Source organism: Bradyrhizobium sp. CCH5-F6 (genome assembly GCF_001556045.1).
Taxonomy (GTDB): Bacteria; Pseudomonadota; Alphaproteobacteria; order Rhizobiales; family Xanthobacteraceae; genus Bradyrhizobium.
Genome location: NZ_LSIC01000022.1, coordinates 56,487 through 68,876 on the forward strand (window position 1 = coordinate 56,487; position 12,390 = coordinate 68,876).

Consider the following 12,390-nt stretch of genomic DNA (forward strand, 5'->3'; position numbering starts at 1 on the left):
TGAGGGAGACACACCGATGACCAACGTGAATATCGATCCCGGCGGCCTCAACCCGCTGTTTCACCCCGCGGCCCACTACGACTCGCCAGCCGACGTTCTCAATGCGCAGGAGCTCTCTTCGCCGGAGAAGCGCATCATCCTGTCGTCCTGGGCCTCCGACATGTACGCGGTCGAATCCTGTCCCGCCTTGCGCGAGATTCCCGGCATGAGCCACACGGTCCGGCTCGTCGATATCCTGGCCGCCTTGCGCAAGCTCGACGGCGACAATGACAATGACGACCCGCCGCGGGGCGGCGGCGTGCCGATGCGGCTGCGGCGGCCATGGGCCGCCGCAGAGAGGCGGGCCGCATGATGTTCACGCCCACCGTGCTCGGACTCGTGCTGCTCGGCCAATCCCTGGCCGCCTGGGCCGTTCCGTTTCTGGCCCTGCAGGGCTGGATCGTCGCCCCACGCGACGAAGGCTGACGCCACGAAGGCCTCGACTATCCACACAACACAAAGCGGCAGGTGACGATGATGAAAGCTGTGCGTCTGCTCTCGCTGGCCTTGCTGGTGCTGACGCTCACGGCGTCGCAGCCTGCCGCCGGCCAGATTCCGGATATCAAGACGGGCGGCTCGGTGCCGACCCTGGCGCCGCTGGTGCGTCAGGTCACGCCCGCCGTGGTCAACATTTCGGTGCACGGCCGCGTCCGCGAGGACAACCCGCTCTATCGCGATCCGCTATTTCGCGAGTTCTTCGACGTTCCCAGGCAGATCGAGAAGGAGGTCAATGCGACCGGCTCCGGAGTCATCGTCGACGCCCAGCGCGGCTTCGTGCTGACCAACAATCACGTCGTCGAAGGCACATCCGCCGTTCAGATCACGACCAAGGACGGCCGGCAGTTCTCCGCCAGGGTCATCGGCCGTGATCCGCCGACGGATCTCGCTGTGCTCCAGATCCAGAACCCGGCCGGGCTGAAGGCGCTTTCCCTCGGCGACAGCGACGGGCTCGAGGTCGGCGACTTCGTGCTCGCGATCGGCAACCCTTTCGGCCTCGGCCAGACGGTGACGTCCGGGCTCGTCAGCGCGCTGAGCCGGACCGGGCTCGGCAAGCAAGGCTATGAGGACTTCATCCAGACCGATGCGGCGATCAATCCCGGCAATTCCGGCGGGGCACTGGTCAGCCTGCGCGGCGAACTCGTCGGCATCAACTCGGCGATCATCTCACCCGCGGGCGGCAATGTCGGCATCGGCTTTGCCATCCCGGTCAACATGGCGCGCAAGGTGATGGAGCAGATCGTCGCCAAGGGCCGCGTCGAGCGCGGCCGCATCGGGATTTCGCTGAAGGACCTGCATCCGTCGATCAACAAGGGACTGAATCAAGGCGCCGTGATCGCCGAGATCGCTGCGGACTCGCCCGCAGAGAAGGCCGGCTTGCGCAAGGGCGATATCGTGACCGGAGCCGACGACCGCCCGATCCGCACCGCCGCCCAGCTCCGCAACACGATCGGCCTTGCGCGCGTCGGCGAGGATGTGAAGCTCACCCTGCTGCGCAACGGCGCGCCCCTCACGGCCGTCGTGAGAGTAGCGCCGGCGGTCGAAACAAGCAGTGCCGTGGTCGGCGGCAATCGTATCGTCCGCTAGGTCTATCGCGCCGGCAAGGGTTCGAAACTCCTGAAAGCACGGCCGGAATCAGGGGCGTTCGCTCAGCACGTCTCGCGCTGGTTGTCTGGCATGAAACGGGGTGCCCGAGTTCCATATGGCGATTGCCTCTTGTTGGCCGGCAAGCGAACGTCGTCACGCCATATTTCGGCGGGAGTGATCTGCCGAGAGGGAGGCGCTCCGATGACCAAGGCTCTGATCACCGCTATTGCAATCCTGGCCTGTGTGCCGGCGAGCGCGATTGCGCAGGAGCGTGCGGGCGATGCAGCGCTCGGTGCTCTATCCGGTGCCGTCGTGCTGGGCCCGGTCGGTGCGGTCGCCGGAGCTCTGGTTGGCTACACCGCCGGACCTTCCATCGCCCGATCCTGGGGCCTGAGAGGTTCTCGGCCGGCAACACACCGGCCGCCGCCAAGCCGCACGGTCGCGACCCGCGCTGCACCGCGCACGCGCGAGGCGATGAATGCCAACGGCCAGATGCGAGCTGCTGGCAGTCCGCCGCCGGTTCAAGCCGCGCCTGCCATGCCGGCGCAACCCCCGGCACCGCCCGTTCAGGGATTCGACTAAGGCCGAAACTTCAAGCCGAAGCCTTCGGGCGCAGCCGATCGAACGGACGTGGCTTGCGCCCTGGTCTAGGGCTGGCCGAGAATCTTCTTCGCGGCGCGAAGATGCGGCTTATCGATCATCTGGCCATCGAGGCGCAGCGTGCCGGAATCGGGATTGCTCGCGAACGCCGCGATCACCTTCTCCGCCCATTTGCGCTCGGTGTCGGTCGGCTCGAAGGCCGCGTTGACGACGTCGACGTGCTTGGGATGGATCAGCGCCTTTGCGGAGAAGCCGTCGCGCCGTGCCGCGCGCGTCTCGGCTTCGAGGCCCGCGAGGTTGTCGATGTCGGTGTAGACCGTGTCGATCGGCGCGACCTCGGCCGCCGCCGCGGCCATCAGGCAGAGATCGCGCGCCAGCCGATAGGGGCTGTGAAACACGCCGCCGCTTGCTTTCTCGGTTGCGCCGAGCGAGGCGGAGAGATCCTCCGCGCCCCACATCAGGCCGGCAAGGCGAGGGGAGCAGCCCTTGTAGCTGCCGAGCCCGAAGATCGAGCCGGCGGTCTCCGTCGCGACGCAGACGATGCGCGTCGTGCCGATCGCGATGCCGGCCGCTGCTTCCAGGGCTTCGAGCCAGGTCGCGACCTGCCGCACGTCGTCGCCGCCCTGCGATTTCGGCAGCACGATGCCGTCGGGCCTGCCCGGCATCACCGCGGCGAGATCGGCCAGTGTCATGCCGGTGTCGAGCGCGTTGACGCGGACATAGAGCTGATGTGGCTTGCTGCGGCCTTTCAACATCGCAAGCGTCAGCCCGCGCGCCTCAGCTTTCTTCTCGGTGACGACGGAATCCTCGAGATCGATGATCAGCGCGTCGGCCTTGCCTTCGCTCGCCTTTTCGAATTTGCGCGGGGAATCGCCCGGCACGAACAGCATCGAACGCATCAGACCGGCCTCTTGTGCATCATCGCCATGCGGCGGCATTTGCCGACGATCTCGTCGTTCTGGTTCAAGGCATGGTGCTCGAACTCGACGATGCCGGCCTTGGGCCGCGATTTGGAGTCCCGCACCGAGAGCACCTTTGTCGTGGCCCGCAACGTGTCGCCATGGAAGACCGGCTTAGGAAAGGTGACGTCGGTCATGCCGAGATTGGCGACGGTGGTCCCCAGAGTCGTATCATAGACCGTCATGCCGATCATGATGCCGAGGGTGTAAAGGCTGTTGAAAATGCGCTGGCCGAATTCGGTCTTCTCGGCGAAATGCGCGTCGATGTGCAGCGGCTGCGGATTGAGCGTCAGCAGGCTGAACATGGTGTTGTCCATTTCCGTGACCGTCCGGGTCAGCGGATGCCTGAACTCCTGGCCCACGGAAAAGTCTTCGAAATAAAGCCCGGCCATCGCGGTTTCCTCCCTGCGAAATAACGGCGCGCTCGCACCGTCGCGCCGCATGACCCCATGCATGGTAGACACAGTTGATCGACAAATTCACGTATCTGTACCCGGTTTTTCAAGTTAAAGAACGCAAGTGAGGGAACGTCCGGGCGCAGTCATCGGCCACGGCCTTGGAATGGGAAACGCGAAGAGCAGGGAGATTGCGTGAATCGCGGCTCCCGACAAGGAGACCGGGAACATGGATTTCGCGCTCACGGATCAGCAGGAAGCCATTCGCGACGCCATCGCGAAGATCTGCGAGGGCTTTCCAGACGCATACTGGCTGAAGAAGGATCACGACGGCGGCTTCCCGCACGACTTCCACAAGGCGCTGGCGGACGCCGGCTGGCTCGGTATCTGCGTGCCGGAAGAATATGGCGGCTCCGGGCTCGGCATCACCGAAGCCGCGGTCATGATGCGAACCATCGCGGAGTCGGGGGCCGGCATGTCCGGCGCCTCCGCGGTGCACATCAACGTGTTCGGCCTCAATCCCGTCGTCGTGTTCGGCACGGAAGAACAGCGCAGGCGCATGCTGCCGCCGATGGTCGAAGGCCGTGAGAAGGCGTGCTTCGCCGTCACCGAGCCCAACACCGGTCTCAACACCACGCAGCTCAAGACCCGCGCGGTCGCCAAGAACGACCGTTACATCGTCAACGGCCAGAAGGTGTGGATCTCGACCGCGCAGGTCGCGCACAAGATCCTGCTGCTGGCGCGCACCACGCCGCTGGAAGAGGTGCGCTCGCCCACCCACGGCCTCAGCCTGTTCTACACCGATTTCGACCGCAACAGGATCAAGGTCCACGAGATCGAGAAGATGGGCCGTAAGATCGTCGACTCCAACGAGCTGTTCTTCGAGGATTTCGAGATCCCGATGGAGGACCGTATCGGCGAGGAAGGGAAGGGCTTCGAGTACATCCTCGAAGGCATGAACCCCGAGCGCATCCTGATTGCCGCGGAGGCGGTCGGTCTCGGCAAGCTGGCGCTGTCGCGTGCGACCGAATACGCCAAGACCCGCGTCGTGTTCAACCGGCCCATCGGCAAGAACCAGGGCATCCAGCATCCGCTCGCAGTGAACTGGGTCGAGCTCGAGGCCGCTTGGCTGATGGTGATGTCGGCGGCCTGGCAATACGACAAGGGCATGCCGTGCGGCGCCGCGGCCAATGCCGCGAAATATCTCGCAGGCGAGGCGGGCTTCTCGGCCTGCGAGCAGGCGGTGATGACGCATGGCGGCTTCGGCTATGCCAAGGAATTCCACGTCGAGCGCTATCTGCGCGAAGTGCTGATCCCGCGCATCGCGCCGGTCAGTCCGCAACTCGCGCTCAGCTTCATCGCGGAAAAGGTGCTGGGGCTCGCAAAGTCGTACTGAGCGAGTCTTGTGTCCCAAATCAAAGAGGCCGCCTATTCGGCGGCGATCCGCTCCATCGCCATGGCACGAAGCCTGCCGCGCTGGATCTTGACGCCGTTGGCGCTGTCGGTGACGGGGAAGACGTCCACCACATAGATCCGCGCCGGCACCTTGTAGCCGGCGAGCCGCTCGCGCAGACGCGCCGTGAGCGCCTCCTGCTGCGGCGGCTCCCCTGCCGGGATCACGAAGGCGACGCAGCGTGCCTGGCCCTTCAGATCGACAGCGACCACCTGGGCGTCGGCAACGCCGGTGCACGATTTGAGCTCGTCCTCGATCTCCCCCGGCCCGACCAGGAAGCCGCCGAGCCGCATCGCATCGCCGGCGCGCGTCTCGTAGACGAAGGAGCCGTCGCCGCGCAGCCGGCCGATGTCGCCGGTGCGGAAGAACCCGTCGGCGGTGATCGCTTCGCGCGTCGCCTCGGGATTGTTGAAGTAGCCGAGGAAGCGTGACGGGGCGCTGATCTCGATTTCCCCGGAGACGCCCTGGGCCGCAAGCTCGCCCGTCTCGATGTCGCGGACGCGGACTTTCGCATTTGGCGACATTGGCCAGCCGCCGCCCTCGATGCGATCGGCGAAGGCATCACCGGCGCGGGCGATCGAGAACAGCGCCTGCACCTCGCTGGAGCCGTAGAGGCCGAACAACGGCATGCCGCGCGTCTCGGCCTCCGCTGCAAGCTCGCGCCAGCCGGGCTGAAACGCGGCGAAGCCGCAGACCTCGAGATGTGGAAATGGGCGTGGCGCATCGGTGAGGGCGAGAATGCGCCGGAACATCTCGTCCGAGCCGAAGGAATGCGTGATCCTGCGCTCGCCAAGGATCTTCAGGGCCGGCGCGGCCTCGAAGGCGTCGAGTATATGGATGGTGGCGCCGGCTGCGATGAAACCAAGCAGGCTCGTCAGGCCGAAGGTGCCGCAGAACGGCAGCATGGCCAGCAGCGAATGACGTTGGTGATCGAGCTTGAGCGCCTTGGCGACGGAGGCGGCGTGCGTCGCCAGTGTCCGCTGCGAATGCGCGACGAGCTTCGGCCCCTTGGTCGTGCCCGACGTCGTGTAGAGCAGCACTGGCAGGTCGACGTCGCCTTGAGCAGGCGGAGCCAGCGGATAGGATTGGTCGAAGGCATCGAACCGCACGCAGGGCCAGTGTGCCGGCATTGCATCCGCGCCGACCACGGCAAGCTTTTGCAGCGCGGGCACCTCGGCCTTGGCGATATCGGCAAGGATGGCGGCAAAGTCGATCGAGCGGAAGGCGGCCTCGACCACCATCAGCCTGGCACCGGACACCTTGAGCAGGTGCGCGACTTCTGCGCTGCGGTAGCGCGTATTGACGGCGGCGACGACCGCGCCGAGCCGTGCGGCGGCGAACAGCAGTGCCAGCCATTCGACCCGGTTGACCAGCCAGACCGCGACGACGTCGCCCCTGCCGATGCCTTGGGCCGCAAGCCAGGCGGCGGTCTGCTCGACCTTCGTCGAGAATTCCGCACGAGAGAAGGGAGTGCCGTCGAATACAAAGGCAGGATCGGCGGCGGTCTCGATCCGGATCAGCGATTGCAGCGAGAAATCGTTGGTGCTCATGGCAATCGGAGTAACCCGATCGCGCCAGGCTGTCTACTTGGTGCCGAACATCCGGTCGCCGGCATCGCCCAAGCCCGGCACGATGTAGCCGTGGTCGTTGAGCCGCTCGTCGATCGCGGCGGTCCAGATCGGCACGTCGGGATGCTCGCTCTCGAACTGGGCGATGCCCTCGGGCGCGGCCAGAAGACAGACGAAACGGATGTCGCGGGCACCGCGCGCCTTCAGCAGGGAGGCGCCGGCGCAGGCCGAGTTGCCGGTCGCCAGCATCGGGTCCATCAGGATCACGGTGCGGTCGGACAGGTCCTGCGGCGCCTTGAAGTAATATTCCACGGCCTGCAACGTCTCGGGGTCGCGGTAGAGCCCGATATGGGCGATGCGCGCCGAAGGCATCAAGGCGAGCATGCCGTCGAGGAAGCCGACGCCGGCGCGCAGGATCGGCGCCAGCGTGAGCTTCTTGCCGGCGATCTTGGGCGCCCGCATCGGCGCGATCGGCGTCTCGATCTCGACCAGCTCCAGCGGCAGGTCACGCGTCACCTCGTAGCAGAGCAGCATCCCGATCTCGTTCAGGATCTCGCGAAAGCTCTTGGTCGAGCGGTCCTTCTCCCGCATCAGGGAGAGCTTGTGCTGAACCAGGGGGTGCGCGACGACGTTGACGTTGCTGGCGCTCATGAAAACCGCTCTACACCGTTCCATGAAATTGCGCCAGATCAGCCGGGTCTTTTCCGTGGAAGACGCGGCCTAACGGGGCATCGCGACCGCGCTGCGGGCGCGGTTGCTCGCCTCGTAGGCAGCCATCGTCAGCTCGCGGTCGATCGCCATGCGCATGGCGTCCATGGACGGCTGGCGCAGGCGCCTCTTCGCGGTCGCATGCGACGGCTTGTGGATGGCGCGCAAGCCAGCGATGATCTCCGCGAGCGTGGTGTCGACCATCTCCGGCGCAACCACGCGATCGAGAAGGCCGGCGGTCAACGCCTCCTCCGGCTCGTACATCTCGCCCAGCGTGGCGGTACGGCTGAGCCAGGCCGGATGCAGGCGGCTGCGCGCGAGCTCGATGGCAAAGCTGGGTGGCGCGATGCCGATCGCGACCTCGTTCAGCCCCATGCGGTGCGGTCCGCGTGCGCCGAGCCTGACGTCGCAGGCGAGCAGCAGGAACGTCCCCATCGGATAAGCATGGCCCTCCATCACGCCGATGGTCGGATGCGGAAACGACATCAGCCGCAGCGCGAGCTCCGCGCCGGCCCGGACCATCTCGAGGCTCCTGGCGGCATCGCCCGAGGCGAACACTTTCAGGTCGAAGCCGGCGGAAAAGACGCCCGGCCGCGCCGAGCGCAGCACCACGATCTCCGCTTCCGTCTCGGCACGGTCGAAGGCGGCTGCGATCTCGCCCAGCATCGCGGCCGACATCGCATTGACCTTGCCGTCGTCGAGCCCGATCCGCGCCACGCCGTCTCTGAGTTCGTAGGTCACTCCCTTGGGCATCTGCCTCTCCCTGTCATGATCATGTCTTGACTGTCGGAGGCTGATGTAGACCAATCAATATAATTCTTGAGCGGAGGAGAATGCCATGCCGGCCGTGCCAAAGCACCGTCAGCCCATCATCAACGCAGCGGTGACCCTGTTCCGCCGCCAGGGATTTTCCCGCACCGGCCTCAACGACATCGTCGACGTCAGTGGCGCGCCGAAGGGCTCGCTCTACCATTACTTTCCGGACGGAAAATCCTCGATCGCGGTGGCAGCCGTGGAGGAGGCGGGACGCCGCGTCGCGGCGACGGTCGCCAAGCTCGCGGCGGAGTGCGGCTCGACCGGCGAACTATTGCGCGCGCACGCAAGGCTGCTGGCGGGTTGGATGCAGGGCTCCGGCTTCCGCAACGGCTGCCCGATCACGACCGTGCTGCTCGAGCTTGCGCCGCGCGAACGGGCCGTGTCGGAGGCCGGTCGCAAGGCCTATGCGGCGCGTCTATCGATCCTGCGCGACAAGCTGGTCGCCGACGGCTTCGCCAGGCCGCGGGCGGAAGCGCTGGCCGTGCTCTGCACGTCGGCGCTGCAGGGCGCATTGATCCAGGCCCGCGTCGAGCGTAGCCGCCGGCCGATCGAGGTCACCGCGGCGGAGCTGGCACGACTGATCGAGGCGGAGGTGAGGAACTAGACTCCAAGTCCACGCGCCAGCAGCGTGATCACGAGCGTCAGGATGCCGCCCCAGACCAAGCTCAGCGTCATCGTCAGAATGGTCACGGTGACTGCCTGCTCCAGAGTTCCCCTGAAGGGCTGCATGCTAGCCGTCCGAGGTCGGGTTCGCAGTGGCGTGCATGCCGAGCAGCAACGCGCCCATCAACGCGACCATGATGACGATCTTCAGCTCGACCATGTCGTTACCTCGCAAGGCGCGGCAGACGCCGCTTCACCCTGCTCAGCCATCGCGCCGCCAGCGCGCCCAGCGGATTGCCCTCGTTCTCGACGTCGAGCTCGAAGGTCTCGGCCGGAAACACCAGCGCGCATCGTGCCGGTGCGCTCTGCCGGTTGGCGAAATCGATCGCGGAGCTCCTGAACAGGAAGAGGCCGCCGACGCGCCCCTTGGCCTCGCGGGCCACCCAGAGCCCGGCACGGTTACGTCCGATGAAAAAAGCGGGAATGGCGGCACTGACGACATCAGGGTCGAGTGGCTTCAGTGCCGTCGTCGCGCAGATCTCAGGCGCCGTCGTTCGCGACTCCGGCGGGCGGTGCACGGCTTGAAGGGCGATCGCGGCCATGGCGGCCTCCTCACACAGCTGCAAGGTCATGACGTCTGCCGCGCGGGTCAGGCGGGGAGATGCCAGACATGGATTGCAGTTCTCAGCGCGATCAGCGCGGTGAGCACGCTGCCCATCGAGAGCAGGCCGAGCATTTGGAGCGCGATACGCTCGATCCGGGCCTTGCGCGCTTTGGAGATGCGCGCCGTGCGTTCGGTCCCGAAGGGCCAGTCAAAACCGTGTGTCAGGATCGACATCGTGGAAGTCCTTGTCCTTGGCGCAGCGAGACGGCCGCTCCAATCTGCTGTTCATGATGTCCATCGTTGCGTAGGATTGCGAGATGAGCGCCGGCGCATCCGCATATGAATGTCATAAAGATGCCGTTCCTCGCGCCGGCAGCCCTCTGAAGAGATCGGGCTTTAGCTTCGGTCGGGAGGCCCGAGACGGCGCGGGATCCGAATGCGTGATCCCGACCGCCGCGGCAAAGGCGAGGCGCAGCCGCGGCTCCTCGATCTGCTTGCAGAACTGGTCCAGGATGTCCGCGGCGTTCTTTGGCTGCCCGCTGATCGCCGCGCAGAGCTGGGAGCTGGTTCGCCGGAAGAAGTGGAACGTCTCGTCGGCGGTGCGCCGTCCCCCGAGGCGATCGAGCTCCGCCGCGAGCGCTGCAACGTTGAGTCTGTCGGCTTCGTCTCGCGTCACGGCAAAGCGCAGCAGCGCCAGCTTCCAGGCGTGGAGCAGCCTGTCAGATCCATCGAGCGGGTTGAGCATGCAATTCCGGACGGCCTCGCCGCGTCAGGCTCCGACGCCGTCGATCAATTCTTCGTCAGCGATCGCAGCGAATGCGCGCACCACGCCTCTCTGCGCGGCTGCGTCCAGCGGCACGATCGGAAGCCTGGTCGCGGCGGACATCAAGCCAAGGACGTTGAGACCGTATTTGAGCGCGGCCGGACTCTCCCTGGACAGGCAGGTGATGAGCGGGATCAGGCGCTTGTGCAGATAACGGGCGGATTGCAGCCGGCCCTGCCTGAGATGCGAGAAGATCGTGCGACAGAGATCCGGCGCGATGTTGGCGACTTCCGAGATCGCGCCGTCGCCGCCGTCCGCGAGGAAGCCGAATGCGGTGGTGTCGTCGCCGGAGAGGAAACGAAAATTCGCCGGTAAGTTGCGGGACATCCGCATCGGACGGGTGATGTCACCGCTCCCATCGCGCAGGCCGACGAACTGGCGGGACTCGACCAGACGCAGAAGCGTTTCGTCGGCGAGCGGGCGCAGCGTACGGGAGGGATTGTCGTGCAGGATCACGGGCAGTCCGATCGCACCGGCGATGGTGCGGAAATGCGCGAGCATGCCCGCCTGCATCGGCTTGTTGTAGGCGGGCACGACCGACATGACGGCATCGGCGCCGGCCGCCTCCGCGCGCCGCGCAAGCTCGATGGCGTGGCTGGTTGCGTTGGATACCGCGCCTGCGATGACCCGCACGCGGCCGCGAGCGACGTCGACCGCGGTGCGAATGACGAGTTCCTGTTCGGCCGGCGAGAGCGTCGGCGCCTCCCCGGCCGTCTCGCAGACCACGATGGCCGGGACGCCGGCCGCGACCTGTCGTTCGCACAATGCGGCGAAGGCCTTGAGATCAATCGCATCTGCCGCGTCGAACGGGGTCGGCAGGTCCGGAATGAATCCGGTGAACCAGGCAGCGGGAGGGATGAGCATGGTTTTCGCCCGTTGGCGCGGCTCAGGCGGCGCGCTGCGCGATGGTGGTATTGGGAGTCTTGCCCATGTCGAGCTCGATCTCGCGTGGCAGCTCGACGATGGTTTCCGGATGCTGTCCGTTCTCGAACAGCGCATATTTGATCGCCTGGGAGCGGCTGACGAACAGGCCGCCATAGAGGCCGTTCTGCTCCTGAGCGACCCATTGCCCCCGGCGATTGCGGCCGATGAAGACGATGGTCGAAGGCGAGCTGCACGAGGGAGGTTCGACGAGTTTCACGGGTTTGATCCTTCTGAACGATGCCGGCCTGGGACACATGTCCATGCCGGCGTGCTCAATATCCGCAGTCGCGAATATGATTTCGAGGATGGGTGCACAGCGATCTCATAGGAAGATCATAAAGCCCGCAATGTGCCGTTCAGGCCGGATCGATGACGACGTGGACCAGCGCGAACAGCGCACCGAACGCGACAGCCTCGTCCCAATGATTGAGCGCAGCTCCGAACAGCGGCTCTCGCCTGACGAGGCTGGCGAGCGCGCACAGGACGATCGACATCCAGAGCAGGACGGCGAGGCTTCGGCCGAAGCCGACGCTGCCGAATGCGGCAAAGCCCATGAGCAGCGCGAGCCGGACGGCGAAGCGCGCGATCACGCGCGACGGGCTCAGCATGCGCGGCATGTGCGGAGCTTGCGGCATGGCGTCGATCCGTCGGGCGCGTCTAGCCGAAATTGTCGCAGACGACCGGCTCGTAGAGCGGATCCGGTACGGGACGGACGGAAGGAACGCTCGGCCGCGATACATCCGCCACCAGCGTCCGGACGTCGAGGAACGCCGACAGCAGGGCGAGCGCGAGGTCGGCATGGCGCGCCTCGACCGCGGCGTCCAGCCAGTCCGGCAGCTCTCGCTCGCGCGAGAGCGCGCAATGCCACTCGCCCTCGTCATAGGCGATGCGGCGGACCTGCCACATCGGCAGCTCCAGCTCCATCAGCACCAGCGCCGCGTCGGCCCATGCCTCGGCGTCGATCAGGCGCGTGAGGCGTGCGGTGCGGCCGTTCTGGCCGAGCGAGGGGATGCGCCGGCAGGTCTTTTCGATGATCTCGATCATCAACGGTCGCGTCATCGCCTGCGCATTGCGCAAGCGGTCGCCGAGCGATGGCGAATCGTAGCGTCGGAGAGCGGCGGTCATGTCAGGCCTCCTGGAGTTGGCGTCGGTCAGTCGGCCGGCCTCTCCAAGATGGCTGGAACGGTATTTGAAAACGAGATGACGAGGGGGCGCGAGATATAGGGATTTCATAAATGGGGGTGCGGTGCGCCATTCTCGCTCGCGGTCCCTGGCGAAGGCCGGGACGACGGCCTCAATCGGCTCGCGTTTGGC

The 12,390-nt window shown here is 66.0% G+C and carries 18 protein-coding genes; 5 read left to right on the plus strand and 13 right to left on the minus strand.

All coding sequences use genetic code 11. The features are described 5' to 3' along the window. The first annotated feature begins 16 nt into the window (after positions 1-16). The 3 genes from AX729_RS04840 to AX729_RS04850 all read left to right on the plus strand — a co-directional run bounded on the left by AX729_RS04840 (position 17) and on the right by AX729_RS04850 (position 2,205). Positions 17-352, plus strand: a complete 336-nt coding sequence (locus AX729_RS04840) for a hypothetical protein (protein ID WP_061020768.1) — start codon at positions 17-19, stop codon at positions 350-352. A gap of 164 nt (positions 353-516) precedes the next feature. Next, positions 517-1,623: a trypsin-like peptidase domain-containing protein gene (locus AX729_RS04845; RefSeq protein ID WP_082770335.1), complete on the plus strand. Its 1,107-nt coding sequence runs from the start codon at positions 517-519 to the stop codon at positions 1,621-1,623. Between the two features lie 201 nt (positions 1,624-1,824). Continuing rightward, a complete protein-coding gene (locus AX729_RS04850; protein WP_061020770.1) occupies positions 1,825-2,205 on the plus strand; it encodes a hypothetical protein in 381 nt (126 codons plus the stop codon). A 65-nt stretch (positions 2,206-2,270) separates the two neighbouring features. On the opposite strand, the gene AX729_RS04855 is transcribed toward AX729_RS04850, so the two are convergent. Both AX729_RS04855 and AX729_RS04860 read right to left on the minus strand, forming a co-directional pair. Further along, complete coding sequence (locus AX729_RS04855) at positions 2,271-3,122, minus strand: HpcH/HpaI aldolase/citrate lyase family protein (RefSeq protein WP_061020788.1); 852 nt, start codon at positions 3,120-3,122, stop codon at positions 2,271-2,273. Then, a complete protein-coding gene (locus AX729_RS04860; RefSeq protein ID WP_349643750.1) occupies positions 3,122-3,625 on the minus strand; it encodes a MaoC family dehydratase in 504 nt (167 codons plus the stop codon). The genes AX729_RS04855 and AX729_RS04860 overlap by 1 nt, the downstream gene beginning before the upstream one ends. Positions 3,626-3,806: 181 nt before the next feature. Here AX729_RS04860 and AX729_RS04865 point away from each other — a divergent pair, with 181 nt between their 5' ends. After that, a complete protein-coding gene (locus AX729_RS04865) occupies positions 3,807-4,973 on the plus strand; it encodes an acyl-CoA dehydrogenase family protein (protein WP_061020771.1) in 1,167 nt (388 codons plus the stop codon). A gap of 32 nt (positions 4,974-5,005) precedes the next feature. Here the strand turns inward: AX729_RS04865 and AX729_RS04870 are convergent, their stop codons facing one another. The 3 genes from AX729_RS04870 to AX729_RS04880 form a co-directional block, all read right to left on the minus strand. Further along, a complete protein-coding gene (locus AX729_RS04870) occupies positions 5,006-6,580 on the minus strand; it encodes an AMP-binding protein (RefSeq protein WP_061020772.1) in 1,575 nt (524 codons plus the stop codon). 33 nt (positions 6,581-6,613) lie between these two features. Beyond that, complete coding sequence (gene upp / locus AX729_RS04875; RefSeq protein WP_061020773.1) at positions 6,614-7,249, minus strand: uracil phosphoribosyltransferase; 636 nt, start codon at positions 7,247-7,249, stop codon at positions 6,614-6,616. Positions 7,250-7,318: 69 nt separating this feature from the next. Continuing rightward, positions 7,319-8,059, minus strand: a complete 741-nt coding sequence (locus AX729_RS04880; protein ID WP_061020774.1) for a crotonase/enoyl-CoA hydratase family protein — start codon at positions 8,057-8,059, stop codon at positions 7,319-7,321. A gap of 85 nt (positions 8,060-8,144) precedes the next feature. Here AX729_RS04880 and AX729_RS04885 point away from each other — a divergent pair, with 85 nt between their 5' ends. Beyond that, positions 8,145-8,726 carry a TetR/AcrR family transcriptional regulator gene (locus tag AX729_RS04885; protein ID WP_061020775.1) on the plus strand — a complete coding sequence of 194 codons (582 nt, stop codon included), beginning with the start codon at positions 8,145-8,147 and terminating at the stop codon, positions 8,724-8,726. On the opposite strand, the gene AX729_RS41475 is transcribed toward AX729_RS04885, so the two are convergent. From AX729_RS41475 to AX729_RS04920, 8 genes are all read right to left on the minus strand, one after another. After that, complete coding sequence (locus AX729_RS41475) at positions 8,723-8,851, minus strand: hypothetical protein (protein WP_283807781.1); 129 nt, start codon at positions 8,849-8,851, stop codon at positions 8,723-8,725. The genes AX729_RS04885 and AX729_RS41475 overlap by 4 nt on opposite strands. 98 nt (positions 8,852-8,949) lie before the next feature. Continuing rightward, positions 8,950-9,357 carry a hypothetical protein gene (locus AX729_RS04890; RefSeq protein ID WP_061020776.1) on the minus strand — a complete coding sequence of 136 codons (408 nt, stop codon included), beginning with the start codon at positions 9,355-9,357 and terminating at the stop codon, positions 8,950-8,952. 17 nt (positions 9,358-9,374) lie between these two features. After that, on the minus strand, positions 9,375-9,563 hold the full coding sequence (locus AX729_RS04895) for a hypothetical protein (RefSeq protein WP_061020777.1): 189 nt from the start codon (positions 9,561-9,563) through the stop codon (positions 9,375-9,377). Positions 9,564-9,675: 112 nt separating this feature from the next. After that, positions 9,676-10,074 carry a hypothetical protein gene (locus tag AX729_RS04900; protein WP_061020778.1) on the minus strand — a complete coding sequence of 133 codons (399 nt, stop codon included), beginning with the start codon at positions 10,072-10,074 and terminating at the stop codon, positions 9,676-9,678. 24 nt (positions 10,075-10,098) lie between these two features. Then, positions 10,099-11,016 (minus strand): 4-hydroxy-tetrahydrodipicolinate synthase, encoded by a 918-nt coding sequence (dapA, locus tag AX729_RS04905; RefSeq protein WP_061020779.1) that lies wholly within the window; start codon positions 11,014-11,016, stop codon positions 10,099-10,101. A gap of 22 nt (positions 11,017-11,038) precedes the next feature. Continuing rightward, positions 11,039-11,293 (minus strand): hypothetical protein, encoded by a 255-nt coding sequence (locus AX729_RS04910; protein ID WP_061020789.1) that lies wholly within the window; start codon positions 11,291-11,293, stop codon positions 11,039-11,041. 139 nt (positions 11,294-11,432) lie between these two features. Beyond that, positions 11,433-11,711 (minus strand): hypothetical protein, encoded by a 279-nt coding sequence (locus AX729_RS04915; RefSeq protein ID WP_061020780.1) that lies wholly within the window; start codon positions 11,709-11,711, stop codon positions 11,433-11,435. A gap of 22 nt (positions 11,712-11,733) precedes the next feature. Further along, on the minus strand, positions 11,734-12,201 hold the full coding sequence (locus tag AX729_RS04920; protein WP_061020781.1) for a hypothetical protein: 468 nt from the start codon (positions 12,199-12,201) through the stop codon (positions 11,734-11,736). Positions 12,202-12,390: the final 189 nt, after the last annotated feature.